The organism is Litchfieldella rifensis (genome assembly GCF_042646605.1).
GTDB classification, from domain to species: Bacteria; Pseudomonadota; Gammaproteobacteria; order Pseudomonadales; family Halomonadaceae; genus Litchfieldella; species Litchfieldella rifensis.
Genome location: NZ_JBHRUG010000050.1, coordinates 550 through 27183, shown reverse-complemented (window position 1 = coordinate 27183; position 26634 = coordinate 550). Strand labels below are relative to the sequence as shown.

The window sequence follows — 26634 nt, the reverse complement described above, 5'->3', positions numbered from 1 at the left end:
CCCTGGCCGGCCAGGGCGCCGGCGGCGGCGATCCAGCCGGCATGCCGCCCCATGACCTCGAGCACGAATACCTTGGTCGAGGTGGCGCACATCGAGGCGATGTCGAGCGATGCCTCGAACGTGGAGGTGGCGATATACTTGGCGACGCTGCCGAAGCCCGGCGAGTTGTCGGTGATCGGCAGATCGTTGTCGACGGTCTTGGGCACGTGGATGGCGGTCAGCGGGTAGCCCATTTTTTCGGACAACTGCGACACCTTGAGGCAGGTGTCGGCACTGTCGCCGCCACCATTGTAGAAAAAGTAGCGAATGTCGTGGGCCTTGAAGACTTCGATCAGGCGTTCGTACTGGGCGCGGTGGGTCTCGATGTCCTTGAGCTTGTAACGGCAGGAGCCGAAGGCGCCGCCCGGGGTGTGGCGCAGCGCCGCGATGTCGGCATCGGACTCCTGGGTTACGTCGATCAGGTCCTCGGTCAGGGCGCCGATGATGCCGTTGTGTCCGGCATACACCTTGCCGACCAGGTCGGATTGACGACGACACGCCTCGATCACGCCGCACGCACTGGCGTTGATCACGGCGGTGACACCGCCAGACTGGGCATAAAAGGCATTGTACTGGGCCATGAGGGCTACTTCTCTCCTTGGAGTCGCTGAGAGGGCCTATCCGAAAGTGGCCTTTCGCATAACCCCTGTGAATTCGGGTCGACCTGTGACTCGGTCCGATGAGTCGCGCGTAATGTTAGCCGAAAGTGGAAGCCGGCGCATCCGCGGGGCGCTTAACATGCCGGTAATGCCGGCCTGACACTGTACATTGTGGTGAGCCTGAGGGCAGCATGCTAGTCTCGCTGCCATCTTGGCAGGAAGCTGGTTGGCAGGAGTCATCGATGCACGTTCATATCCTGGGAATCTGTGGCACCTTCATGGGCAGCCTGGCACTGCTGGCCCGCGAGTTGGGCCATCGCGTCAGTGGCTCGGACGCCAACGTCTATCCTCCCATGAGCGTTCAACTGCGCGAGGCCGGTATCGAGTTGCTCGAAGGGTATGCAGCGGACAACCTGGAGCCGCGTCCCGACCTGGTGGTGATCGGCAATGCGCTTTCCCGCGGCAATCCCGAAGTCGAGGCGGTACTCGCTGCGCGACTGCCTTATGTATCCGGCCCTCAGTGGCTGGCCGAACATGTGCTGCCCGGAAGGCGAGTGATCGCAGTGGCGGGGACGCACGGCAAGACCACCACGGCTAGCCTGCTGGCCTGGTTGCTGGAGTCGGCAGAGCTTGCCCCGGGATTCCTGATCGGTGGTGTGCCGCGCAACTTCGGGGTGTCGGCGCGCCTGGGTGCCGAGGGAGCGCCCTTCGTGGTGGAAGCCGACGAATATGACACGGCGTTCTTCGACAAGCGCTCCAAATTCGTGCATTACCGTCCCGAGATCGCGATCCTGGGCAACCTGGAATTCGACCACGCGGATATCTTCCCCGACCTGGCGGCCATCGAGCGTCAGTTTCACCACCTGGTACGTACCGTGCCGGGCAATGGCCAGTTATTGGTCGCCGATGACGAGCCGGCTCTCGAACGAGTGCTCGAACAGGGATGCTGGACGCCGGTGGCGCATTTGGGAACCGCCGCCGACAGCCCCTGGCGGATTGCGTTGGAGCGCGAAGATGCCAGCCGGTTCCGGGTGATCCATGAAACACCCGAGATCAGTGAGGATGCCGTCGTCGACTGGCACCTCAGCGGTGAGTACAACGCTCGCAACGCGCTGGCGGCCCTGGCGGCGGCCCATGCCTGTGGCGTCGACCTGGCCCGTGGCTGTGCGGCGCTATCGCGTTTCGAGAGCCCGCGCCGCCGTCAGGAAGTGCGTGGCGAGGTGGCGGGTATTCAGGTCATCGACGACTTCGCCCACCATCCGACGGCCATCGCCGCGACGCTCCAGGGCCTGCGCGCCGCCACGCCCAAGGGGCGGCTGCTGGCAGTGATCGAGCCACGCTCCAATACCATGCGTCTGGGCACCCTGCGTAGCCGTCTGGCCGAGAGCGTCGCCCAGGCCGATCAGGCATGGTGGTATCAGCCCCCCGAGCTCGATTGGTCATTGGCCGATGTCATCGAAGGCAGCACGATACCGAGCCATCTGCGTGGGGATCTGGATGACCTGGTGGCCGCTGTGGTGGCCGAGGCCAGGGCGTTGGACCGTATCGTGGTGATGTCAAACGGTGGCTTCGGGGGCATTCACGACAAGCTCCTGGCGGCACTGGAGGTGGCGCATGGCGAACGCTAGCGACATGGGATTTGCGCCGCCCGTCACGGTGGCACTGACCGGTGCTTCCGGTGCTCAGTACGGTCTGCGGTTGATTGACTGTCTGGTGGCATCGGGCCACGAGGTCTGGGTGATGATCTCCAAGGCGGCGCACCTGGTGATCAGCACCGAGACCGATGATTCACTGCCGGCCCAACCCCAGCGCCTGACCGAGGCGCTCGTCGAACGCAGTGGCGCTCGAGCGGGTCAGATCCGCTGCTTCGCGCGCGAAGACTGGATGGCGCCGGTGGCATCGGGATCCGGGGCGCCCTCGTCGATGGTGATCTGCCCGTGTTCTACCGGCACGCTGTCGGCGGTGGCCACGGGAGCGAGTAACAATCTGATCGAGCGCGCTGCCGACGTGGTGCTGAAGGAGCGTCGCCAATTGATCGTGGTGCCCCGCGAGACGCCGTTCTCGGCGATTCATCTCGAGCACATGCTGGCGCTGACCCGCATGGGGGCGGTGGTGTTGCCCGCCGCGCCGGGCTTCTATCACCGTCCCGAGTCGATCGACGACATGATCGACTTCATCGTCGCGCGTATTCTCAATCAGTTGGGGATCGAACATACCCTGATGCCGCGGTGGGGGGATCCGTCGTGATCCAGCTATCGCTGTTGTCGGTGTTCGTGCCGACGTTTTTTCTGGTGTCGCTGACCCCGGGAATGTGCATGACCCTGGCGATGGTGCTGGGCATGACCCAGGGCGTGAGGCGTACCCTGTGGATGATGGTCGGTGAACTCCTCGGTGTAGGGCTGGTAGCGGCGGCTGCCGGGGCCGGGGTGGCGGCACTGATGCTGCGCCAGCCGGAGCTGTTCGCCGTCTTCAAGTGGGTGGGCGGTGCCTATCTGGGGTATCTGGGGGTGATGATGTGGCGTTCGCGAGGACGCATGGCGATTCCCCTGGAAACGAGCGAGACGCCCTTGGCGTCGCGCTCGCAACTGGCATTGCAAGGTTTCGTCACCGCCGTGGCCAATCCCAAGGGGTGGGCATTCTTCGTCGCGCTATTGCCGCCGTTCCTGGATTCATCGTTGCCGCTGGCATCCCAGTTGGCGGTGCTGGTGGCGATGATCCTGTCGATCGAGCTCGTCTGCCTGCTGCTCTATGCCAGCGGCGGGCGCACCGCACGACGTCTGTTGGGCAAAAGCGGCAATGTGCGCCTGCTCAATCGGGTGGCCGGCTCCTTGATGGTGGGGGTCGGTATCTGGTTGGCCTTCGGGTAACCCAGGCGGTAAGCCATAAGCTATGAGCTATAAGAAAACCACAAAGGCTTGGTCATGAATGGCTCATGGCGAAGATTGTGGCTTACGGCTTACGGCTTACGGCTTACGGCTTACGGCTTGTCGTCAGACCGGCGGCAGCCAGGCGATGCGGGCGGCCAGCAGCACCAGCGATGCCGTGGTCAACCAGCCCCAGGGCGCCGGATGCAGCGGGCGGTGCGCGAAGCGGTGATAGCTGATGCGTATCAAGGCGCAGGTGACCAGGCCGAGCAAGGCGCCGCCGATCAGGTCGCTGACCCAGTGCACGCCGAGGACCACGCGTGACAGGGCCATCGGGATGCACAGGGCAATGGCCACCCAGTAGGCCCAGAAACGCCACCTGGGTGGCAGCTCCTGAGCGATGAAGGCGGCCGCCAGGCCGTACAGCACGACGGCGGTGGAGGCATGCGCGCTGGGATAGGACATCGAGCCGGCCAGGTACTCCGGAGTCTCCGGGCGTTCGCGCGCGGCCAGGAGCTTGAACAGGGTATTGGCCACGGCGATGCCGCCGAGTCCTGCACTCAGATGGGCGAGGGCCGAGATATGACGGGCCCAGAGAAGCCATAGCCCCCAGGGCAGGACCAGGGCGGCGACCCCATAGCGATCGCCGGCGCTCGCCATGACCTCTCCCAGTGCCTGGAGAAGAGGCCAGTCGAGAGTCGCGAACAGCGCTCGAACCTGCCGGTCCATGGGCAGTGGCCCTTCGGCATCCAGCACCAGCAGCGTCCACAGACACAGGGCGGTCAGGCTCAGCATCAGCAAACACAGTGAAGCCAGTGGAAACTCGCCTCGAGAGCGGCTCGAGCGTAAGGCGATCCACAGCCGGCGTCGCCAGCGCCGACTACGTGCCAAACGTGCCGTCATGCGGTAAATCCTCCCTTCTCGTGCGAGCTGCTGGCGTAGCCAGGAAAAGCCCACCGCCAGTATCAAGACGATGACCGCGAAGACCATCAGCCACAGTTGTGAGCCGACAGGGATCTCCAGGAGCTGCTGCCAGGTACGTCCCAGCAGATAGCCGGGGAGCACATAGGCGGGAGCCCATAACAAGGCCGAGGACGAACTCGCCCAGACAAAGGCCCAGGGCGACATGTGCAGCATACCGGCGATCATCGGTACGATGGGGCGTACCGGGCCGACGAAACGGGCGAATATCACCGACAGGGCGCCGTAGCGCTGAAAGAAGCGAGCGCCGCGCGCCAGCCATTCGAGGTGCCGGTTGAAGGGCCACAAGCGGGGAACTCGCTCGCGCTGGGTATAGCCCAGGATAAAGCTCACGCCGTCACCGATCACCGCCCCCAGGAACGCCGCCACCAGCAGCAGGGGAATGGACAGATCGTGGTGGCCGGCCAGCGATGCGGCGGCGGTCATCAGGAGTACCCCGGGAATGACCAGCCCCACCACGGCAAGGCTTTCGAGCATGGCGATGAGGGTAATGATCAGTAACAGTAGTGGTGGCGAAGGCGTGAGCTGGAACAGCCAGTCGGCAAGATTCACTGCGTCGACTCCATCAAGGCTTGCCCCTTGATCTGCAGGCGCTGTTCGAAGGTGGCCCAGGTTTCGCCAGGGTGCGGCGAGCAGACGGCAATACGTGACGTGATGGCACCGGTCTCCGCCAGCACCGTGGCGTCGAGGGCACTGATCAGGCGGTGTCTGACCATCAGGGCGCCGGTTTCGCCGGTATCCGGCAGCAACAGCCAGAACAGTGACGACTGCGTGCGGCCCAGGCTGTCATGGACGCGGCAGGTATGGTGTGCGACAGCACAGAAACGCTGCAAGAGCTCGAGCCGCAAGCGGGTACCGAACTGCTCATGGGCCATCTCCAGCTGTGGCAGATGGATCACCAGCACGCTGAGCCGGCGTTGCAGTAGCGTGGCGCGGGCGAACTCGTTGCCGAGCAGTTCATGAATGGCCGATGAATTCAATGCCTGGCATTCGGGATCCATAGGGTCCGTGGCCTCGAGAAACGCCTGTTGGCGACGTTGCTCCAGTGGCACCAGAGCGCCCAGCACGATGACCGCCACATAGGTGAAAACCATGTCCCGGCTTACCTGGTCGTCGCTTAGCAGCGCCAACCAGAGGGGAGCCAGTATCAGGTTGAGCAACATGGCCGGCCCCAGTGGCAGCAGCAGCAGGGCCAACAGGGGCGGCAAGCCGATCCAGAGGGCAACATCGTTTCTGGCTTGGCCGATTTCGACAGCAAACAACAGGAAGCAACTGATCAGCACCAGATAGGCGGACAAGCGTTGGTAGCGGTGGTCGGTCAGGTGCAGCAGCGAGGCTCCCAACAGCATCAGGCCCAGCACGGCGGGTAGTAGAATCCGCATGAAGTCGCCCATCAGGTAATGCCAGGTGGCATAGCCGAACATCAGCAGGGCACCGACGGCGTAAATCAGCGCGTATAGCCAGAAAGGCCAGAATGTTTCTTCACGCATGGTGCGGTGCCTTCTCGATGATGACCAGGTCACGCTTCTGACAGGCCAAGGCTTGGCATTCGGCTTCCAGGGTAAGGGGACAGGCCAGCGACACCACGCGGGTGCGACGAGGTCCGTTCAGCGATGCCAGCAGCGTCTCGCGGCGCTGCCGTGCATGCTCGATATCGCGACTGGTGATCAGGGTTGCCAGCGTATTGCCATCCACGCGATAGCAATTCTCGAAGGGCTGCAGCACTTGGCACAGCGCTTGCGCCAGTGACCAGCAATGATGGTGCTGGGTGCGCAGCAGCACTAGCTCGGTATGGGTTCCTTCACGGTCGCTGCGTGCGCTTTCCCGTGGCAAGTCCTCAAGCAGTTGAGTGGCCGACCAGAGCCGCGAGCCGGGCATCAGGCGCACCCGATCGCTGACACCTTGCCACAAGGGGCGGTAATGCTGTGCTCGTGCCAGGCCCAGTAGCATCATGGCCGCCAGCACTATGGCGCTGAGCACCCCCTGTTCGAGGCTCAAGTGCACTTGAACCTGTGACCAGCTCAGGGCAGCGAACGAGGCGTTGAGCCCCACCAGCCACCATGGCTGTGGCAACATCAACAGGATAGCGAAGGCCCACAGCCAGGTGGCGTATTGTGCCGGGGACAGCCACAGCAGACCCGCCAGCAGCAGCGTCGGCACCAGTTGCCAGGGGGTGCGTGCAGGCCAGCGATGACTTAGCTCATGCAGTGTGGCGGTGCCGATCAACCATAGCGCCCCCAGCCACAGCAACGCCTGAGCCGCCTCCTGGATGGTCTGCAGGGCCAGCACGGCCAGCACGCCGGCGCCGAGCAGCAGAGTGGACCGGAACAGGCCGGTTTTGTACTTGCTGTCCATGGTGTCTTAATATGGTTCCTTCTATCCTTACCCCACGGTCGTCATTGCGCCGTGGTATCCCTGTCGAGGAGACACTCTACGGCATGTCACGTCACGTATCCCCTGTTAATGATGATAACGTCAAAGACGTTGCCGCAAGCACCGATGTCGTCGCCTACATGACATCGCTAGGGCAGGCGGCGCGCGCTGCCGGTGCCGTCATGCGTGGCCAGAGCACCGCCGGCAAGAATGCCGCACTGTTGGCCATGGCGCGCCACCTGGAAGCCGCGCGACCGGGATTGATCGAGGCCAATGCCCGGGATCTGACCAGGGGCCGCGAAACAGGGCTCGATGCGGCCTTGCTGGATCGCCTGGCACTGGACGACCAGCGCATCGATGCCATGATCGAGGGGCTGCACCAGGTCGCGGCCTTGCCCGACCCGGTCGGCGAAATCGACGGCCTGCGCTCGCGCCCCAGCGGTATTCAGGTCGGCCAGATGCGGGTGCCACTGGGCGTGATCGGCATCATCTACGAGTCGCGCCCCAACGTCACGGTAGAGGCTGCCAGCCTGTGTCTCAAGGCGGGCAATGCCTGCATCCTGCGCGGAGGTTCCGAAGCGCGTGACAGCAATGCCGCCATTGCCGCCTGTATCGAGGCCGGCCTTCGGGAAGCCGGCTTGCCCGCAGCGGCCGTGCAAGTGGTGGCGATCACCGACCGTGCCGCAGTGGGCCATTTGATCAGCATGCCCGAATATGTCGACGTGATCATCCCGCGCGGCGGCAAATCGTTGATTGAACGTGTCTCCCGCGAGGCCAGGGTGCCAGTGATCAAGCACCTGGATGGTGTCTGTCACGTCTATGTCGACGCCACGGCGGATCTCGACAAGGCCTTCGACATCGCCATCAATGCCAAGACCCATCGCTACGGCACCTGCAATACCATGGAAACGCTGCTGGTGGATGCTCCGGTTGCTGGCGCACTGTTGCCCCGCCTGGCCAGCGGCTATGCCGAACATGGTGTCGAATTGCGGGGCTGTGCACGTACCCGGGAGATCCTCGGCGCTATCGCTGCCGCCAGTGAAGACGACTGGGCGACGGAGTACCTGGCGCCGGTGTTGGCGATCCGGGTGGTGGATGGTGTCGAAGAGGCCATGGCACACATCGATCGCTACGGCTCGCATCACACCGATGCCATCGTCACCGAAAACTATGCCTTGGCCCGGCGTTTCCTGGCCGAAGTGGACTCCAGTTCGGTGATGGTCAATGCCTCGACTCGCTTCGCCGATGGCTTCGAATACGGCCTGGGCGCGGAAATCGGCATCTCCACCGATAAACTGCATGCGCGGGGCCCGGTGGGGCTGGAAGGCCTGACCACTCGCAAGTACGTGGTGCTGGGCGACGGCCATGTGCGTGGTTGATCGGGGCTCCGATCCGAAGGGCACGCACTCGGTACCTCGTGTGGCCATGCTTGGCGGTACCTTCGACCCGGTACACTTGGGACACCTGCGCAGTGCGGTCGAGCTTCACGAAGCCCTGGGGCTCGATCGTGTCCACCTGATCCCTGCACATGTGCCGCCGCATCGGGAGGCTCCCGGCGTTTCCAGTGCCCAGCGTCTGGCCATGCTCAAGGCCGGTATCGGCGATACCTCCGGCCTGGTAGCCGACGATCGCGAGCTGCGGCGTGACGGGCCATCCTATTCCACCGATACCCTGGCGTCCCTGCGCGAGGAGTTCGGCCAGCAGGCGCGGATCGTCATGGCGGTAGGGCATGATGCCTTTCTCAACCTGACCTCCTGGCACGAGCCCGCGCGGCTCTTTGCGTTGGCTCATGTCGTGGTCATCGATCGTCCGGATCATTTGTCCCCATTGCCCACCGCGCTGACCGAACTTATCGGTGACAGAGAGGTGGATACTGTCCGGGCGCTGCTCGCGACACCTGCCGGAGGCTTGTTGCGTCTGTCATTGCCCAGCCGCATGGCCATCTCGGCCACCGATATTCGGCAGCGTCTCATTGACGGGCGCAGCGTGCGCTATCTGCTGCCCGAAGCGGTCGAACAGTATATCCAAATCCACCACCTGTATCGTCAATGATGGGCGCGCGGCCAGTTTCGCCTTTTTCACACTGTCGAGTCGGACACAAAGGGGTAGAATAAGGGGAAACAGATTCAATACGAAGAGGAGCTATGCACATCGACGCACTCAAGACCCTGGCGGTGGACGCCCTGGAAGAACTCAAGGGCCAGGACATCGTCACTCTGGATGTTACCAACCTGACCAGTGTGACCGACCTGATGCTGGTAGCTAGCGGTACCTCATCGCGCCATGTGTCGGCGCTGGCCAACAATCTGATCGAGAAGGCCAAGGAACAGGGTGTGCAGCCCTTGGGCGTAGAGGGGCGAGCCGGTGCGGAGTGGGTGCTGGTCGATCTCGGAGATCTGGTAGTCCATGTCATGGTGCCGGAAACCCGCCGTCTCTATGATCTGGAGCGTCTGTGGGCCGACCTGCCCAGCGATACCGAGGAGGAGGTGCGCGGAGGGCGGGCGTGAAGCTCAAGTTGCTGGCGGTGGGCACCCGGATGCCCGATTGGGTCGAACGAGGCGTCGAGGAATATCGTAAGCGCCTGCCACGGGACTTCGCTTTGGAAATTCATGAGATTCCTCCCGGAGCCCGGGGCAAGAATGCCGATGTGGCCAGGGCCGTGGCGCTGGAAGGCGAACGCATGCGCGAGCGTCTGCGGGGCAACGAGCACTGTGTGGCCCTGGAAGTCGGCGGTCAACCCTGGAGCACCGAGCGTCTTGCCGCCGAAGCCGATCGCTGGCGTCAGGAAGGGCGCGATGTGGCACTGCTCGTGGGTGGCCCCGAAGGGCTCGAACCAAGTCTCTCGGCGAGTGCCGATCAGCGCTGGTCGTTGTCGCCATTGACATTGCCACACCCCCTGGTACGAATCCTGCTCGCCGAGCAGCTCTATCGTGCCTGGACGCTGCTGGTGGGGCATCCCTACCATCGCTGAACCGAACCCTTGCACCCGACTGATATCGATGACGGATTCGAGCCCCACCCATGCGTAACCCCCGCCCGGCGCTGAAGAACACGCAGCAGGAAGTGCACATCTTCCATGTCCGTTCCCTGCTGGCGTTGCTGGTGGTCATTGTCTTGACTGGCCTGTTGATGGGGCGCCTGGTGTATCTGCAGGTTGTCCAGCATGAGGTCTACATCACACGTTCGGAGAAGAACCGGGTGAGGGTCGAGCCCTTGCCGCCGACACGAGGGTTGATCTTCGATCGCAATGGCCAGCTGTTGGCCGAGAACCGGCCGACCTACAACCTGACCCTGGTGCGTGAGCGCGTCGACGACCTGGATGCGACCCTGTCATTGCTGGTGGAGTTGCTGGAGTTGCCCGAAGAGGAGGTCGACGCTTTTCGTCAACGCTCGCGCCAGCGCCAGCGTCCCTTCCAGCCGGCATTGTTGATGAGTGATCTGGAGGAAGAGCAGATCGCGCGGCTGGCGGTCAATCGGCACCGCCTCCCCGGCGTCGAGGTCGAAGCCCAGTTGCTGCGCTATTACCCGGACGCCGAGATCATGTCCCATGCGCTGGGCTTCGTCGGGCGTATCAATGCCGAGGAAATGCAGGAACTGGATGTCGGTAACTATGCCGGAACCCACTTCATCGGCAAGACCGGGGTCGAGCGTTTCTACGAGGACGAACTGCATGGTCAGGCCGGACTGCGCAAGGTTGAAACCAATGCGCGTGGGCGGGTGCTGCGTGAATTGGGGCGGACCGATCCCGTGCCCGGTCAGAATCTCACTCTGACCATCGACAAGGACTTGCAGGCGTTGGGTCATGAGCTGCTCGCCGGCCGGCGCGGCTCCATCGTCGCCATCGAGCCCGCGACCGGCGAGATCCTCGCCTTGGTGTCGGAGCCGGGCTTCGACAGCAACCGCTTCGTCACCGGGATCGACTCGGCATCCTACCAGGCACTGCAGGAAGACCTCGATCTACCGTTGTTCAATCGCGCCATCCGTGGCCAGTACCCCCCGGGGTCGACGATCAAGCCATTCCTGGCCCTGGCTGGCCTGGCCGAAGGCGAAATCACCCCTGGCGAGACGATCTACGATCCGGGCTACTTTCAGTTGCCCAACGACTCGCGCCGTTATCGCAACTGGCTGAGATGGGGCCATGGGCGGGTCGACCTGGAACGCTCCCTCGCCGTCTCCAACAATACCTACTACTATACGCTCGCCCATGAACTGGGTATCGATCGTATCTCCAAGCGCATGCACGATTTCGGCTTCGGTGAACGCAATGCCCATGACGTGTTCGGGGAAAGCCAGGCCTTGATGCCGGATCGCGACTGGAAGCGTGCGCGCTTCAACCAGCCCTGGTACCCGGGCGAGACCCTGTCGGTCGGGATCGGCCAGGGTTACTGGATGGTGACGCCGCTGCAGCTCGCCACGGCGACCGCCGTACTGGCCAATCATGGCGAGTGGGTCAAGCCGCGGATGGCCAAGCGTATCGGCGATACCGTGGTGGAAAGCGTCTTGCCCGAGACCAAGGCGGATATCGTCCTCGGCAACGATGCGTGGTGGGATCATGTCTTTGCAGGGATGGAAAAGGTCGTGTCGGGCAGCGAAGGCACGGCGCGTCGAATAGGCGGCGACCTGAGGTATCGCATGGGCGGCAAGTCGGGAACCGCCCAGGTGTTTTCACTGGGTCAGGACCAGAAGTACAACGCCGAAGAGTTGGCCGAGCGGCTGCGCGATCATGCATTGTTCATCGCCTTCGCTCCAGTGGAAGATCCGCAGATCGCCGTTTCGGTGATCGTCGAGAATGCTGGTGGTGGCAGTACCCACGCGGCGCACCTGGCGCGTGCCATGACCGATGCCTGGCTGCTCGAACCCAAAGACAACGACCGCGACGTGGAAGCGTTGCTGGATGCCGAGGAGTAGGCATGGCACTCGTCGACTTGACCAAAGGGGTACGAGGATACCCGGTGCGGCCACCGGCAAGTGGCATGGTGCGGCGACGCAGCCTATGGGCACGGGTGCACCTGGACCCCTGGCTGATGCTGATGTTGTTGGTGCTGATGTCTGCTGGGCTGGTGGTGCTCTATAGCGCCAGTGGTCAGCAGATGGACACGGTGATCGCGCAGGCTACGCGCTTCGGGTTCGCTCTGGTGGTCATGGTGGTACTGGCGCAATTCTCTCCCGTGACCCTGGTGCGCTGGACGCCGCTGGCGTATGGCGGAGCGCTGTCGATGCTGATCGCCGTCGAGGTGATGGGCGACATGGGGATGGGGGCTCAACGCTGGCTGGTGATCCCCGGCGTCATTCGTTTTCAGCCCTCCGAGTTGATGAAGCTGGCGATGCCGATGATGCTGGCGGCCTATCTGAGCCGACGTGAATTGCCACCACGCTGGCGCGACCTGCTGGTGTGCGGTCTCGTCATGGCGCTGCCGGTGTTGCTGATCGCCCGCCAGCCGGATCTGGGCACATCGCTGCTGGTGATGTGTGCCGCCGTCTTCGTGGTGCTGTTGGCAGGACTTTCCTGGCGCTTTATCGTCTTTCTGGGAGTGCTGACGGCCGCCGCGCTGCCGCTGTTGTGGTTGAACATGCACAACTACCAGCGCCAGCGAGTCCTGACCTTTCTCAACCCGGAGAGCGATCCGCTGGGTTCGGGCTGGAATATCATCCAGTCGACCACGGCCATCGGCAGTGGCGGGGTATTCGGCAAGGGTTGGCTGCAGGGAACGCAGTCGCAGCTCGAGTTCCTCCCCGAGCGTCATACCGACTTCATCGTCGCCGTATTGGGCGAAGAGTTCGGGCTGGTCGGCGTGCTGTTGTTCCTGACGCTCTACCTGATGATCATCTGCCGCGGGCTATGGTTGGCCAATGCGGCCCAGGATACCTTTGGTCGGTTACTGGCCGGCAGTATCATCCTGACGTTCTTCATCTACGTGTTCGTCAATGTGGGGATGGTCAGTGGCATCCTGCCGGTGGTCGGGGTACCGTTGCCGCTGGTGAGTTACGGCGGTACCTCCAGCGTGACCTTGCTGGCCGGTTTCGGTATTCTCATGTCCATTCAAGCCCATCGTCGGCTATTGCCGCGCTAGCACGTCAGGGAGAAAGATGATCATGAAGGCTTCCCGACTTCATGGGGGAACGGCGTGGGGTCTCGCCGCCGGGTTGTGGCTGGCGTTGCTGCCGTTGGCGACCGATGCCGCCATGAATTTCGACCCCGGCCAGCACGATGACGTCGCGGCGCTGATCGATGAGCTGGAGGCCCGCGGAATCGAGCGCGACTGGCTGGTCGATGTCATGCAGGATGCCGAATACCAGCAGGGTGTGCTCGATGCCATGGCGGGTGCCGCCGAGCGTCGACTGCGCTGGGATGAGTACCGTGAGATATTCCTGCAGCCCGAGCGAATCGAGCGTGGTGTCGCCTTCATCGACGCCCATCGCGAGGCCTTCGCGCGCGTCGAAGACGAGTATGGGGTACCGGCGGAGATCGTCGCTGCCATCATCGGTGTGGAAACCAGCTATGGGCGCCATACCGGGCATCATCGAGTAATCGACTCATTGTCTACGCTGGCCTTTCATCATCCGAGTCGCGGGAGCTTCTTCCGTGGTGAATTGCTCGCCTTTCTCGAAATCACCCGTGAGCAACAGGTGAACCCGGGATCCCTGAAGGGCTCCTATGCCGGCGCCATGGGCTACCCCCAGTTCATCCCCACCAGCTATCGCGCCTATGCCGTCGATTTCGATGGCGATGGCATGCGCGACCTGTGGGGCAACCCGGTGGACGCTATCGGCAGCGTCGGCAACTATTTCGCCGAGCACGGCTGGCAACCGGGGGCGCCGATCTACAGCGAGGCCCAGGGCCCCGAGGTGCCGCCGTCGGCGCTGGCGTTCAATCAGACACGGCCTCCCTACGTTGCCCTTCAAGCTCTGGCCGAATACGGCGTTCAGCCGCTGGAGAAGACTTTCGACGCGGATGAACGCGTGATTCCCCTGGCCCTCGACCATACCGACGGTAGCTACCGCTATCGTCTCGGCCATGGCAATTTCTACGTGATTACCCGTTACAACCATAGCCATCTTTACGCCATGGCCGTCACCGAGCTGGCCGAGGCGATTCTTGCCAAAGGGAAGGAGGGGGCATGAAGGCCTTGATAGGTGGAGTCGTCGTGGTGACACTGCTGGCTGGCTGTGCCGGTGGCGGGGGAACGCGGCCCGAACCGGCGTCCTCCGGGGCGACGCCCTCGGCTTCGAGTACCGCTTCCGCTGCGGGCCGTTATGCCATGACCCAGGATGCCTATCCCGACCTGCCGCCGGATGTCTCGAACGTGCCCGATGCGGTGCCGCGGGTGGAGCCGCGTGCGGCCAGCGGCAATCGCCCCAATTACCAAGTCTGGGGCAAGACGTACCGGGTGCTCTCGGATCCCAGCGACTACCGAAATCAGGGGGTCGCGTCCTGGTATGGCGAAAAGTTTCACGGCTATACCACGGCCAGCGGAGAAATCTATGACATGTACAAGATGACCGCCGCTCACCGTTCGTTGCCGTTGCCGACCTATGCCCGGGTCACCAATGTCGACAACGGGCGTGCGGTGATCGTCAAGGTCAATGACCGTGGCCCGTTCCATGACGACCGTGAGATCGACCTGTCCTATGCGGCGGCAGCGCGTCTGGATATCCTCGGTCACGGCACCGGCAGGGTGCGTGTCGAAGCCATCGACCCGATTGCCTGGCAAGCCCAGCGCCAGTCTCCGCCCTCGCAGGACCCGGTGACCCAAGCACCGGCGCCCCGAGATCGGGGGGAAGGTGTGACTGCCGTGCCCACCGCAGCGGCAGCATCCGTTACCCCGACGACTGATGTGGCCACGACCGAGGCTTCGGGTTCAGGGCCTTCTGGTCCCAATAGCCCCATCTATCTGCAGGTCGCGGCGTTAGGCTCCATTGCCAATGCCGAGGCGCTCAAGGCGCGCCTGCAGAATGAGATATCCCAACCTGTGCGAGTGGCCAGCGACGCCAGTCTGCACCGGGTCCAGGTCGGGCCGCTGGCCGATAGCGCGCAACTCGAGCCATTACGCGATGAGCTGCGTCGTGCCGGTTACGCCCAAGCCTTCGTGGTCAATGGTACGCGATGAAATCCGTGATTCCCTTGCCTGCATTACCGTCCCTCTTCAACCACTTTTAATATGAGAACCGGTGTCGTCATGAGAGTTGTCTTCATTTCCTTCGGCCGCCAATGCCTATCCGCCTTGCTGCTGCTGTGTGTGGCTGCGTTCAGCTTGCCGGCTGCATCGCAGCAGCCGGATACCCCGCAGGCCATGATTCCCTCGCCACCGCAACTCGCGGCCTCGTCCTGGATCCTGATGGATGCCGAAAGCGGTGAAGTGTTGGCCGCGCACAATGCCGATGAACGCTTGCCACCTGCCAGTCTGACCAAGCTGATGACCGCCTATCTGGTCGAGCACGAGTTGAACCAAGGCAACATCGCCATGGATGACATGGTCAACGTCAGCGAGAAAGCCTGGCGTACCGGTGGCTCCAAGATGTTCATCGAGGTCGGCAATCAGGTGTCGATTCAGGATCTGCTCTACGGCATCATCATCCAGTCCGGCAACGATGCCAGCGTGGCCGTGGCCGAGCACATAGCGGGCGGTGAGCAGCCCTTCGCCGACCTGATGAACCAGCATGCCACTCGCCTGGGCATGCAGAATACCAATTTCGTCAATGCCACCGGCCTGCCGAACCCGGAACATTACTCCTCGGCGCGGGACTTGGCTCGGCTTTCCCGTCATATCATCGAGGACTACCCCGAGCACTATGCCATCTACGCCGAAAAATTCTTTACCTACAACGAGATTCGCCAACCCAATCGCAACCGTCTGCTATGGCGTGACCCCAGCGTCGACGGCTTGAAGACCGGGCATACCGATGAAGCCGGTTATTGCCTGGTGGCTTCGGCCAAGCGCGACGACATGCGTCTGATCTCGGTGATCATGGGCACCGCCTCCGAAGAGGCTCGGGTACAGGAAACCCAGAAGCTGATGAGCTATGGCTTTCGCTACTACGAGACCCTCAAGCTCTATGACCAGGGCGCGGTGCTCAATACGCCGCGTATCTGGGGTGGCGCGCAGAACGAACTGCGTGTCGGCGTCGAAGAAGACGTGAGCATGACGGTGCCGCGTGGCCGGAGCGATGAGCTGACCGCCCGCCTGAACCTGCAGGAGTCGATCAGCGCACCGGTACAGGCCGGCGATCGCGTTGGCTCCCTGGAGATCAAGATGGGGGATGAGGTGTTGGGCGAGCTTCCCCTGGTGGCCCTGGAAACCGTCGAGCAGGGCGGATTCTTCAAGCGTCTGCTCGATACCATCCGCCAGTTCATCAGTGGTCTGTTCGACTGACAGCAGCGGCCATCGCGTGGCGGTGGCCGGTTTTCACCCTTGGTACAAGGGAATAGGGTGAGTAAAATACTCGAAAATCTCACTTGTCGAGTCTCCACATGACCGAAGCGCCAAAGGTCGAATTTCCCTGCGATTACTCACTGAAAATCGTGGGAGACGCCGCGACGGACTTTCGCGACGCCATCATCGATGTCGTCGAAAGCCATGCGCCTGGCATCGACCATTCCAGCATCAGTGTCGTCGATAGCCGCAATGGCAAGTTTCAGTCCGTGCGAGTGACCATCACCGCCACGGGTAAACCTCAGCTCGAGGCGCTGTTCGCCTCGCTCAAGGCCACAGGCCGCGTGCACATGGTGCTGTGAATGAGCGTTGTCGTGAATGAGTAAAGCTTCGGCGCCGCCGATCAAAGTGTTTCAACTCGGCCGTCAGCCTTATCTCCCGGTATGGCAGGCGATGCGAGCGCTCACCGACACCCGGGATGCCACCACCCAGGATCAGCTTTGGGTGGTGGAGCACGATCCGGTCTTTACCCAAGGGCAGGCGGGTAAAGCGGAGCATGTGTTGATGCCTGGCGACATCCCGGTGGTGCAGACCGATCGCGGCGGCCAGGTCACCTATCATGGGCCCGGGCAGTTGGTGCTTTATCCATTGCTTGATGTGCGACGTGGCAAGCTCGGCGTCCGTGACCTGGTCACCGCGCTGGAGCAGGCGGTGATCAATGTGCTGGCCGATGAGGCTATCGAGGCGCATGCGCGCCCCGACGCGCCGGGTGTCTACGTTGGCGAAGCCAAGATTGCCTCGTTGGGATTACGCATCCGCCGTGGGGCCAGCTTTCATGGGGTGGCGTTGAATGTGGCAGGGGACCTGGCGCCTTTTCAACGCATCAATCCCTGTGGCTATGCCGGCATGCAGATGACCCGCTTGGCCGATCTGGTGGATGCGCCCCCGTCACAGGCCGCGGTGGCTCAGCGCCTCGTCGAGCATCTGGCCCGGCTACTGGACAGGAGCATCGAGGCGGCAGCGTCCGGCGAGTTGCCCATGCCCTGTGTCGAGCAGGGCATCAGCATGAAAGAGCTGGCCTGATTAGCCAACTTGGGTAACGGGGATGATGTCGGGATCGGACGTCTGGCCCGGCACCTTGGCAGGGGCGGCCAAGCCCAGGTTGTTCTTCTCGAATACGCGGTCGGCACGATAGCTGGAGCGTACCAGCGGGCCGGCAGCCACTTCCATGAAGCCCTTTTCCAAGCCTAGCTGACGATAGCGCTCGAATTCGTCGGGTGTGACCCAGCGTTCCACCGGCAGGTGGTTCTTGGTCGGGCGCAGGTACTGGCCCAGGGTGACGATATCCACACCAATGGCCCTGAGGTCGTCGAAGGTCGCGAGAATCTCGTCATCGGTTTCTCCCAGCCCCAGCATCAGGCTGGTCTTGGTCAGGATGTCCGGGCGGTAACGCTTGGCATGTGCCAGCACATCCAGAGTCTTGCGATAGCCGGCTCTGGGGTCGCGTACCCGCCTGGTCAGTCGCTCGACGGTTTCGACATTCTGGGCGAAGACTTCCAGTCCCGAGTCGACGACGGACTCCACGGCGGCGTCCCTGCCATCGAAATCCGGCGTCAGCGCTTCAACCACGACCTCGGGGGTGCGAGCCTTGATGGCTCGAATGCAGGCTGCATAGTGGGCGGCGCCGCCATCGTCCAGGTCATCGCGGTCGACCGAGGTCAGGACGATGTAGCGCAGGCCCATCAGCTCGACCGATTTAGCGGTGTTCTCCGGCTCCTCGGCGTCCAGCCAGCCCTTGGGGTTACCGGTGTCCACGGCGCAGAAGCGGCAGGCGCGTGTACATACCGAGCCCATCAGCATGATGGTGGCGGTGCCATTGCTCCAACACTCTCCCATGTTGGGGCAGTGGGATTCGGCACAGACAGTGCTCAAGCGATGCTCATTGACGTTGCGCTTGACCGCCTCGAAGCGCTCCCCGCCAGCAATCTGGATGCGCAGCCAAGGCGGCTTGCGCCCGGTGGCGGCACTGTCCTCGGCTTGCTTGCGCTGCTTCATGCCATCCTTGATCACGGAAATGCCGTGCTCATTGCGGAACTTCTCTCCGCTGGATACAGACTGCGAGGGTTTGTCACTCATATCGATTCGAGACTCTCTACTCGGCGGCTTGGGCTGCCATACTCGGCGTGTCTTTGCCGCATAAGTTACCACATCGACGCTATCACATCAGCCGTCGTGGGTGGCAGACAAGGGCAGACAGACCACTCCATGCCCGGGCATCGGCTCCAGTGGCGAGCGGAAGTGGGCATTGAGTTCCGGCAGTAGCTCGCGCACGAAGCGCAGGAACAGCTCGGTCACCGGCGAGGGATGGCGATCCTTGGGATAGACGGTGCACCAGGAACGCCGGAGCGGAAAGCCGGGCAGGGTCGGCGAGGCCAGCAGTCCGGATGCCAGCTCCAGCTGTACCGCCAGGCGCGGCAGCACGGCGACGCCGAGGTGGGCCATGACCCCCTGTTTGATCGCCTCGTTGGTGCCCAACTCGATGGTGTGCAACAGCGATACCCGTTCGCGTGCTGCGAATTCTTCGAATGCGGTTCGTGTCCCCGAACCCGGCTCGCGCATCAGCACGTAATGCCGGGCGAAGTCTTCCAGTGTCGGTGACGAGGCGGTCAGCAGCGGATGCCCCGGCCACACGACCGGGATCATCTCGTTGTCGAGAATCGGCATGAAGGCGAGGTTGGCATCCTCGGGTACCATGCCCATGATGACCAGGTCGTCGCGACGTTCGGCCAGGCGCTCCAGCGCCTGGCTGCGGTTGCAAACACGCAGACGGATCTGCACCTCGGGGTAGCGGGCGCGAAAGCGGGCCAGGATATGCGGCACCACATACTGAGCGGTGGACACGGCGGCCAGGTTCAGCTCGCCGCGAATGGTGCCGGCCAGTTCGGAAAGCTCCATCTGCAGGCTCGAGACCTGGCCGAAGATGGACTGTACCGAAGCGGCAAGCGCATCGGCGGCGGGCAGCACGTGCAGCGTCTTTCCGGCATACTTGAACAGCGGTTGCTCGAGCGCCTGCTCGAGTTGACGGATCTGGGCGCTGACGGCCGGCTGCGTCAGACCGAGCTGTTCCGCCGCCCGCGAGTAGGACTGCTGGCGGTGCACGGCCTGGAAGACCTGGAGCTGACGAAAGGTCAAACGATTGAGCAGACTGGGGCGCGACATCCGGGATTCCGCTAGGTATAAGGTCACCCTTATAGGTTGGCAAAAAAATGACGCTTTGACTATTACGGAGGCTGAACGTGTTCCGCAAATTGTTGATTGCCAACCGTGGTGAGATTGCCGTCCGCATCGAGCGCGCTTGTGCCGAGATAGGCATTCGCTCGGTGGCCATATACACCGAGCCGGATCGTTTCGCACTGCATGTCAAGCGCGCCGACGAGGCCTATTTCATCGGTGACGATCCCCTGGCCGGTTACCTGGACGCCCGTCGCCTGGTGGACCTGGCGCGAGAAACCGGCTGCGATGCCGTGCACCCCGGTTATGGCTTTCTGGCCGAGAGCGCCGAATTTGCTGCATTGTGTGCCGAGGCCGGGATCGCTTTCATCGGCCCCGACGCCAAGGTGATCGCACGCATGACCGACAAGATCACCTCGAAGCGGCTTATGCGCGAGGCCGGAGTTCCCGTCACCCTCGGAGGGCTGGTTGAGCTGAGCAGTTGTGAAGAGGCCCTGATCCAGGCCGAGGATATCGGTTATCCCGTGATGTTGAAGCCCTCGACCGGCGGCGGTGGTCGTGGCATCCGTCGCTGCGAGTCGCCGGCGCAACTGCGTCACGCCTGGCAGCGGGTGATCGCCGAGGCCAACAACGCCTTCGGTTCCGAAGCGGTGTTCCTCGAGAAATGTATCGTCGATGCCCAGCATATCGAGGTACAAGTGCTCGCCGACCGTCATGGCGGGGTGATTCACCTGTTCGAGCGCGACTGCTCCATCCAGCGGCACACTCGCAAACTGCTGGAAATCGCCCCCTGTCCTCGCCTGACCCCCGAGCAGCGTGCCTATGTCGGCACCCTGGCGGTACGAGCGGCGCAAGTGGCGGGCTACGAGAATGCCGGTACCGTCGAGTTCCTGGTGCGTGGTAACGAGATCTATTTCATGGAGATGAACTCGCGCATCCAGGTCGAGCATACCGTGACCGAAGCCGTGACGGGGGTCGATATCGTGCGTGAACAGATTCGCATCGCTGCTGGCCATAAGCTCTCGTTCCGCCAGGAAGACATCCGCCATCACGGCTATGCGCTCGAGTTCCGCATCAATGCCGAGGACCCGCGCAACGACTTCCTGCCTTCGTTCGGCCGCATCACGCGTTACTATGCGCCCGGTGGTCCCGGGGTTCGCACCGATACGGCAATCTATACCGGCTACCAGATTCCACCGTACTTCGGCACGCTGTGTCTCAAGCTGATCGTGTGGGGCATGACCTGGGACGAAACCCTGAACCGGGGCATCCGCGCCCTCAACGACATGCGTCTTCAAGGGATCAAGACCAATGCGCCGCTGTTCGAGGCGATATTGCGCCACCCCGACTTTCGCCGCGGTGACTTCGACACCGGGTTTCTGACGGCACACCCCGAGCTATTGAACTATTCGGTGAAGCGCAACCCCGAGGAAGTGGCGTTGGTCATTGCGGCCGCGATCGCCGCCCATGCTGGATTGTAAGGAACCCATGATGTCCGATTCGTCCGTTTCTCGCGTGCATCTGACCGAGGTGGTGCTGCGCGATGGTCACCAGTCGCTGATTGCCACTCGCCTGCGTACCGACGATATGCTGCCGGTCTGCGAGTCGCTCGATGCCATCGGCTTCCATGCCCTGGAAATGTGGGGCGGCGCGACCTTCGATGCCTGTGTGCGCTTTCTCAAGGAGGATCCCTGGGCACGACTCAAGGCACTCAAGGCGGCAATGCCGAAGACGCCGCTACAGATGTTGCTGCGTGGCCAGAACCTGGTCGGTTACCGTCACCACGCCGACGATGTGGTCGAGCGTTTCGTCACCAGGGCCGCCGAGGGGGGCATCGATATCTTTCGCGTCTTCGATGCGCTCAACGACCTGCGCAACCTGGAAGCCGCCATCGCTGCCGTCAAGGCCAATGGCAAGCATGCCCAGGGTGCGCTGTGCTACACCGTGAGCCCCGTTCATACCCTCGACATGTATGTCGCCGATGCCCGGCGGCTGGTCGCGATGGGGGCCGACTCCATCGCCATCAAGGACATGGCCGGACTCTTGACTCCCTACACCACCTTCGAGCTGGTGAGTGCCCTGGTCGACGCCGTGGCTGTTCCCGTGCATTTGCATACCCATGCCACTTCGGGATTGGCGTCGCAATGTCACCTCAAGGCCGTGGAAGCCGGGTGTCGGCATCTCGATACTTGCAACTCGGCCTTCGCCGGTGGCACCAGCCACCCGGCCAGCGAAGTCATGGTCGCAGCGTTCAAGGGCACGCCCTACGATACTGGCCTCGACCTGGAAACGATCGCCTCGGTGGGCGACCGCCTGCGTGAAGTGCGCAAGAAATATGCGGCCTTCGAGAGTGAATACACGCGCGAGGACGTGTCCGTGCAGTTGAGCCAGGTGCCCGGCGGGATGATGTCCAACCTTGCCAATCAGTTGAAGGAGCAGAATGCGCTGTCGCGGATGCGCGAGGTCTTCGACGAGATTCCCCGGGTACGCGCCGAATTGGGTTACCCGCCGCTGGTGACCCCGACCTCGCAGATTGTCGGGACGCAGGCGGTGATGAACGTTCTCACCGGTGAGCGTTACAAGGCGATCACCAATGAGGTCAAGCGCTACCTGCTGGGCGGGTATGGGCAGCCACCCGCCCCGGTGGACGAAGGTATACACCGTTTGGCCATCGGCGATCAACCCGTCGAAGATGGCCGTCCGGCGGATCGGCTGGCGCCGGAAATGCCGCACTGTACCGCTGAGATCGGCGATCTGGCGGAGTGCGAAGAAGACGTGCTGACCTTCGCGATGTTCCCCGATATCGCGCGTGACTTTCTGCGTGCACGCCGTGACGGCACCCTGTCTCCCGAACCGCTGCTCGAGTCGCGCGACTCCGGCCGTCCGGCTACCGAAGGTACGCCGACCGAATTCGTCATCGACGTGCATGGTGAGTCCTATGAAGTGCAGATCACCGGGGTAGGGCGTGACAGCGGTGGCAAACGGCAGGTTTATCTGACCCTGGACGGCATGCCGGAAGCGGTGGTCTTCGAACCGCGTGACAACTACCTGGCGACGAAAGCGCCTGAGCGTGCGCGTGCGACCTCGACCGGGCATGTCACCACCGCGATGCCGGGTACCATCGTCGACGTGCTGGTGGCTGTGGGCGATAGCGTCGAGGCCGGTCAAACAGTCCTGATCAGCGAGGCCATGAAGATGGAAACCGAGGTTCATGCTCGCGAGCGGGGGCGGATCGCTGCCGTGCACGTCGCACGCGGTGACCGTGTCATGCCGGGTGAGGTATTGATCGAGATCGAAGCGGACGACTAAGGGATATCGCGTGGTCGCCCATGACAACTGTCAAGGTTTCGCGCTATCCTGCATTGCGGTGCAGCAAACTGCTCAAGGGAGTCTTCTATGTTGCCGGCCTATACCAACCTCGCGACTTCGGCATTGGCGCTTTTCGATCCGCTGGGAGTCGGCCGTGCCACCCTCGACTACTGGCGTGACAGCATCGAGCGCAGCGTGCTCTACCTCGATGTCATGCGTGTGCGTGGCAACCAGTATCTCGAACATATGGAGCAGACCAAACCCAATGTACTGGGTTTCGAGACCGAGGTATTGAAGGATGGGCGTGATTTGCCACGCCCGGTCAACTACGAATTGCTGCGCATCCTGCCGCCCGACGGAGTCGAGATCGATCCCGACATGCGACCGTTCGTGGTCGTCGATCCACGTGCCGGCCATGGGCCCGGCATCGGCGGCTTCAAGCCCGACAGCGAGCTCGGCGTGGCGCTGCGTGCCGGCCATCCCTGCTATTTCATCGGTTTTCTGCCGTTTCCTGTCCCGGGACAGACGGTGGAGGACGTGGCCGATGCCGAAATCGACTTCCTGCGTGAAGTGATCGCGCGTCACCCCGATACCGTCGAGAAGCCCATGGTGGTCGGCAACTGCCAGGCCGGTTGGCAGATCATGATGGCGGCGGCGCTGGAACCCGACTGTTTCGGCCCCATCCTGATTGCCGGAGCGCCACTCTCCTATTGGGCCGGCGAGCGAGGCAAGGCGCCCATGCGCTATACCGGCGGGATGGTGGGCGGTAGCTGGATGACGGCATTCGCCGGCGACCTCGGCGCCGGTCACTTCGACGGCGCCTGGCTGGTGCAGAATTTCGAGAAGCTCAATCCCGCCAACACGCTGTGGACCAAGCAGTATCGCCTGTTCGCCAACATCGACAGTGAAGCCGAGCGCTATCTGCAGTTCGAACGCTGGTGGGGCGGCCATGTGGTGCTGGGGGCCGAAGAGATCCAGTACATCGTCGAGAATCTGTTTATTGGCAACCGCTTGAGCACGGCCAGGATCAACACCCGGGATGGGCGACGCATCGACCTGCGCAATATTTGCTCGCCGATCGTGGTGTTCTGCTCACGAGGCGATGACATCACGCCGCCTCCACAGGCGCTGGGATGGGTGCGTGACCTGTATGCCGATGTCGACGATATCCAGGCCAACGAGCAGACCATCGTCTACTGCGTACACGACTCTACCGGCCACCTGGGCATCTTCGTCTCGGGCAGTGTCTCGCGCAAGGAGCATGCCGAGTTCACCGCCAACATGGACTACATCGACGTGCTGCCACCGGGCCTCTACGAGACCACGGTAACGGAAACCGCGCAGCGCGGGGCCGAGGCGGCCCATATCGATGGCGATTATTTGCTGGAATTCACGCCCCGCGACCTGAGTGACCTGGACGAAATCGTCAAGCCCAGCGAAGAGGACGACCGGCGTTTCGCCACCGTGGAAAGGGTGTCGGACATCAATCTGGGACTTTACCAGATGCTGGTGCAGCCCTGGATGCAGGCCATCATGACGCCATCCGCGGCGCGCTGGATTCGTCGCCTGCACCCCATCCGTCTGGCCTACAAGCTGTTTTCCGATCGCAACCCGTTGATGGTGCCGGTGCCGGTGGTGGCCGATTGGATCAAGGCCGACCGGCATACGGCGGCGGAGGACAACCCCTGGCGGGTGCTGGAAGGGATCGCCTCGCATCAGGTCGAGCACTCGCTCAATGCCTATCGCGATGTCCGTGACCGGCTTACCGAACGGGTGTTCCTCGATGTCTATGGACAACCCTGGCTGCAGACCATGGCGGGCCTGGGGGCCGGGGGCGAGCCGTTGCAACGGCGCCCCGGCATCGAACCCGAGCACCGCCGGTTCGTCGAGAAGCGCAAGGCGGAGCTCCGTGCCCGGATCGACAAGGGCAGTTACCACGAGGCGCTGATGCGGGCCCTGATCTACGTGCTGGCCGGAGCACCGTCAACCGATGAACGTAACTTCCAGCGCCTGAGGGCGACCCGCGCCGAACTCGAGCCAGAGATCGATCTGGCAGCCTTCAAGGCCCTGGTGAGGGAGCAGTTCTTCATTCTCAAGCTGGACCGTCAGGCAGCCCTCGAGGCGCTGCCGGTCTTGCTCGAAGGGGAGAGCAACTCCCGGATCGACGAGCATCTGGCGCATATGGAACATGTGCTGGACGCCAGCGGGCCGCTGAGTGAACATTCCCGCGAGCGCCTGGCAGTGGTCAAGGCCGCCTTCGACCGGGCACGCCCGCCAGCGCCTCAGGGAGAAGCGCCTGTCGAGTCTGTCGACCCGATCAAGCCGGCGGCTGCGGAAACGCCAGCGGATACGAAGACAAAGTCGACGTCGCAGCCCAAGCCGAAAGGAACGCGGACTCGGCGCAGTGCGAAGCGCGGTCCCTCTTCAGGGTCCTGACCAGGCACATCGTCGGAACGCCGTCCGGCTGAAGCCGCTTCTACCTTTGCCGCGGTGGCGTAGCTCACCCTGCGCAGAGGGTGGCCAGGGTGGGTTTCGTAGGAGCGACTTCAGTCGCGATGGGGTGGGTGATGCCACCCAGGCCATGCCCGATCGCCACTGCCGCCGGCAGGATTCACTGATCGCCTGTCGTGGAGGTACTGGCCACTAAGCCGGCCTGACGACCGGATCGCGGCTAAAGCCGCTCCTACCTTTGCCCATGCGTAGTACCGGGTTTCGTAGGAGCGATCGTGATCGCGATGGGGTTGGTTGTCAGCCGATCCGCTCGGCGATCCAGCCGCCGGCGTCGGGAATTCCTACATCGAAGTCCTCGGCCACATAGGGCGAACTGATCATGAAGTCGGCGCTGGCGGCATTGCAGGCCACCGGGATGTTCCACAGCGCCGCCAGGCGCAGCAGGGCCTTGACGTCGGGATCGTGAGGCTGAGGCGCGAAGGGGTCCCAGAAGAAGATCAGCAGATCGAGACGTTGCTCGGTGATGCGGGCGCCGATCTGCTGATCGCCCCCTAGCGGACCGCTCATCAGGCCTTCGACCTCCAGCCCCAGCTCATGGGTGATCCGGCGCGCGGTGGTACCGGTGCCGACGAGCTGGTGGCTGGCCAGGGTGTCTTGCCAACGCTTGGTCCAGACCAGCAACTCATCCTTCTTGCCGTCGTGCGCAATCAGGGCGATACGCTTGCGCGCCGGCAGGGTTCGCTGAGTTTGTTGCCGTGGCCGATTGTCGGTGTTGTCGGTGGCCATGATGCCTATTGCACCTCGAGAATCTTCAACGTATTGGTGCCGCCGTGGGCGTTCATGTGATCGCCGCGGGTGAGGATCATCAGGTCGCCGGCGACGGTGATGCCGCGCTCCTGGAGGATCGCCATGGCCTGGGCGTCGAGTTCGCCGGGCGCCATCTCGCTGGTATCGAAGGCCAGCGACACCACGCCGCGGTACAGCGCCATGCGCCGCTGGGCGATGGGGCTGTGGGCGAGGCCGACGATCGGCAGCCCCGAGCGGATCCGCGAGGCGATCAGCGGCGTGTAGCCGGTGGCGGTCATGCAGGCGATGGCGGCCACGCCGGTGAGGTGGTTGGCGGCGTACATCGCCGACAGCGCCACCGTCTCGTCGACCTGCGAGAAGCCCTCGTGGATGCGGTGGCCGGACTCCTGGGCGATGCGCTCGCGCTCGGCGCCCAGGCACAGGCGGTGCATGGCCTCGATGGTCTCCACCGGGTAGTCGCCGGCGGCGGTCTCGGCGGAAAGCATCACCGCGTCGGTGCCGTCGAGCACCGCGTTGGCGACGTCGAACACCTCGGCGCGGGTTGGCAGCGGGGCGCTGATCATCGACTCCATCATCTGGGTGGCGGTGATCACCGCGCGGTTCAGCGTG

Annotated in this window: 25 protein-coding genes; 17 read left to right on the top strand and 8 right to left on the bottom strand. The window is 63.1% G+C overall.

What is annotated here, in order from left to right; translation table 11 throughout:
• Window positions 1-620: diphosphate--fructose-6-phosphate 1-phosphotransferase (locus ACFOEV_RS22170; RefSeq protein ID WP_386777263.1), on the bottom strand; the 620-nt coding region annotated here is incomplete at its 3' end.
• 260 nt (window positions 621-880) lie between these two features.
• On the opposite strand from ACFOEV_RS22170, the gene mpl reads away from it, so the two are divergent.
• Genes mpl through ACFOEV_RS22155 form a run of 3 tightly spaced genes read left to right on the top strand, consistent with a single transcriptional unit; the run spans window position 881 to window position 3505 of the window.
• Window positions 881-2266: a UDP-N-acetylmuramate:L-alanyl-gamma-D-glutamyl-meso-diaminopimelate ligase gene (mpl, locus tag ACFOEV_RS22165; RefSeq protein WP_386777261.1), complete on the top strand. Its 1386-nt coding sequence runs from the start codon at window positions 881-883 to the stop codon at window positions 2264-2266.
• Window positions 2253-2885, top strand: coding sequence for a flavin prenyltransferase UbiX (locus ACFOEV_RS22160; RefSeq protein WP_386777259.1), 633 nt, complete (start codon window positions 2253-2255; stop codon window positions 2883-2885). Before mpl ends, ACFOEV_RS22160 begins: the two co-directional genes overlap by 14 nt.
• Window positions 2882-3505, top strand: coding sequence for a LysE family translocator (locus ACFOEV_RS22155; protein WP_386777257.1), 624 nt, complete (start codon window positions 2882-2884; stop codon window positions 3503-3505). The genes ACFOEV_RS22160 and ACFOEV_RS22155 overlap by 4 nt, the downstream gene beginning before the upstream one ends.
• A 123-nt stretch (window positions 3506-3628) precedes the next feature.
• Here the strand turns inward: ACFOEV_RS22155 and ACFOEV_RS22150 are convergent, their stop codons facing one another.
• From ACFOEV_RS22150 to ACFOEV_RS22140, 3 genes are read right to left on the bottom strand one after another with little or no spacing between them, the layout of a single operon-like run.
• Complete coding sequence (locus tag ACFOEV_RS22150; RefSeq protein WP_386777255.1) at window positions 3629-5035, bottom strand: bifunctional DedA family/phosphatase PAP2 family protein; 1407 nt, start codon at window positions 5033-5035, stop codon at window positions 3629-3631.
• On the bottom strand, window positions 5032-5973 hold the full coding sequence (locus ACFOEV_RS22145) for a GGDEF domain-containing protein (protein ID WP_386777253.1): 942 nt from the start codon (window positions 5971-5973) through the stop codon (window positions 5032-5034). Before ACFOEV_RS22145 ends, ACFOEV_RS22150 begins: the two co-directional genes overlap by 4 nt.
• On the bottom strand, window positions 5966-6838 hold the full coding sequence (locus ACFOEV_RS22140; protein ID WP_386777251.1) for a hypothetical protein: 873 nt from the start codon (window positions 6836-6838) through the stop codon (window positions 5966-5968). The genes ACFOEV_RS22145 and ACFOEV_RS22140 overlap by 8 nt, the downstream gene beginning before the upstream one ends.
• An 83-nt stretch (window positions 6839-6921) precedes the next feature.
• Between ACFOEV_RS22140 and ACFOEV_RS22135 the strand changes: the two genes are divergently transcribed.
• The 11 genes from ACFOEV_RS22135 (at window position 6922) to lipB (ending at window position 17310) form a co-directional block, all read left to right on the top strand.
• Entirely contained in the window at window positions 6922-8235 is a 1314-nt protein-coding gene (locus tag ACFOEV_RS22135) for a glutamate-5-semialdehyde dehydrogenase (protein WP_386777249.1), read from the top strand.
• The gene (gene nadD, locus ACFOEV_RS22130; protein WP_386777247.1) at window positions 8222-8908 is read left to right on the top strand and encodes a nicotinate-nucleotide adenylyltransferase; all 687 of its coding nucleotides are present in this window, start codon (window positions 8222-8224) and stop codon (window positions 8906-8908) included. Before ACFOEV_RS22135 ends, nadD begins: the two co-directional genes overlap by 14 nt.
• A gap of 92 nt (window positions 8909-9000) precedes the next feature.
• Window positions 9001-9363: a ribosome silencing factor gene (gene rsfS / locus ACFOEV_RS22125; protein ID WP_386777245.1), complete on the top strand. Its 363-nt coding sequence runs from the start codon at window positions 9001-9003 to the stop codon at window positions 9361-9363.
• A complete protein-coding gene (rlmH, locus tag ACFOEV_RS22120) occupies window positions 9360-9827 on the top strand; it encodes a 23S rRNA (pseudouridine(1915)-N(3))-methyltransferase RlmH (RefSeq protein WP_386777243.1) in 468 nt (155 codons plus the stop codon). The genes rsfS and rlmH overlap by 4 nt, the downstream gene beginning before the upstream one ends.
• Before the next feature lie 50 nt (window positions 9828-9877).
• Entirely contained in the window at window positions 9878-11764 is a 1887-nt protein-coding gene (gene mrdA / locus ACFOEV_RS22115) for a penicillin-binding protein 2 (protein WP_386777241.1), read from the top strand.
• Between the two features lie 2 nt (window positions 11765-11766).
• Window positions 11767-12927, top strand: coding sequence for a rod shape-determining protein RodA (gene rodA, locus ACFOEV_RS22110; protein WP_386777239.1), 1161 nt, complete (start codon window positions 11767-11769; stop codon window positions 12925-12927).
• Window positions 12928-12949: 22 nt separating this feature from the next.
• A complete protein-coding gene (mltB, locus tag ACFOEV_RS22105; protein ID WP_386777237.1) occupies window positions 12950-13978 on the top strand; it encodes a lytic murein transglycosylase B in 1029 nt (342 codons plus the stop codon).
• Window positions 13975-14964: a septal ring lytic transglycosylase RlpA family protein gene (locus tag ACFOEV_RS22100; RefSeq protein WP_386777235.1), complete on the top strand. Its 990-nt coding sequence runs from the start codon at window positions 13975-13977 to the stop codon at window positions 14962-14964. The genes mltB and ACFOEV_RS22100 overlap by 4 nt, the downstream gene beginning before the upstream one ends.
• 69 nt (window positions 14965-15033) lie before the next feature.
• The gene (locus tag ACFOEV_RS22095; protein ID WP_386777233.1) at window positions 15034-16227 is read left to right on the top strand and encodes a D-alanyl-D-alanine carboxypeptidase family protein; all 1194 of its coding nucleotides are present in this window, start codon (window positions 15034-15036) and stop codon (window positions 16225-16227) included.
• A gap of 98 nt (window positions 16228-16325) precedes the next feature.
• The gene (locus tag ACFOEV_RS22090) at window positions 16326-16589 is read left to right on the top strand and encodes an HP0495 family protein (RefSeq protein ID WP_386777231.1); all 264 of its coding nucleotides are present in this window, start codon (window positions 16326-16328) and stop codon (window positions 16587-16589) included.
• A gap of 16 nt (window positions 16590-16605) precedes the next feature.
• Window positions 16606-17310, top strand: coding sequence for a lipoyl(octanoyl) transferase LipB (gene lipB, locus ACFOEV_RS22085; protein ID WP_386777229.1), 705 nt, complete (start codon window positions 16606-16608; stop codon window positions 17308-17310).
• Here the strand turns inward: lipB and lipA are convergent, their stop codons facing one another.
• Together lipA and ACFOEV_RS22075 are read right to left on the bottom strand one after the other, a co-directional pair.
• On the bottom strand, window positions 17311-18363 hold the full coding sequence (gene lipA / locus ACFOEV_RS22080; RefSeq protein WP_386777227.1) for a lipoyl synthase: 1053 nt from the start codon (window positions 18361-18363) through the stop codon (window positions 17311-17313).
• 87 nt (window positions 18364-18450) lie between these two features.
• Complete coding sequence (locus tag ACFOEV_RS22075; protein ID WP_386777225.1) at window positions 18451-19446, bottom strand: LysR family transcriptional regulator; 996 nt, start codon at window positions 19444-19446, stop codon at window positions 18451-18453.
• A 77-nt stretch (window positions 19447-19523) separates the two neighbouring features.
• Between ACFOEV_RS22075 and ACFOEV_RS22070 the strand changes: the two genes are divergently transcribed.
• From ACFOEV_RS22070 to ACFOEV_RS22060, 3 genes are all read left to right on the top strand, one after another.
• Window positions 19524-20939, top strand: coding sequence for an acetyl-CoA carboxylase biotin carboxylase subunit (locus ACFOEV_RS22070; RefSeq protein ID WP_386777223.1), 1416 nt, complete (start codon window positions 19524-19526; stop codon window positions 20937-20939).
• 10 nt (window positions 20940-20949) lie between these two features.
• A complete protein-coding gene (oadA, locus tag ACFOEV_RS22065) occupies window positions 20950-22767 on the top strand; it encodes a sodium-extruding oxaloacetate decarboxylase subunit alpha (RefSeq protein WP_386777221.1) in 1818 nt (605 codons plus the stop codon).
• 87 nt (window positions 22768-22854) lie between these two features.
• A complete protein-coding gene (locus ACFOEV_RS22060; RefSeq protein ID WP_386777219.1) occupies window positions 22855-25203 on the top strand; it encodes a DUF3141 domain-containing protein in 2349 nt (782 codons plus the stop codon).
• A 312-nt stretch (window positions 25204-25515) separates the two neighbouring features.
• Here ACFOEV_RS22060 and ACFOEV_RS22055 read toward each other — a convergent pair whose 3' ends face one another.
• On the bottom strand, window positions 25516-26004 hold the full coding sequence (locus tag ACFOEV_RS22055; protein WP_386777218.1) for a methylglyoxal synthase: 489 nt from the start codon (window positions 26002-26004) through the stop codon (window positions 25516-25518).
• Window positions 26005-26009: 5 nt separating this feature from the next.
• On the bottom strand, window positions 26010-26634 hold a 625-nt coding region (locus tag ACFOEV_RS22050; RefSeq protein ID WP_386777217.1), incomplete at its 5' end, for a pyruvate kinase.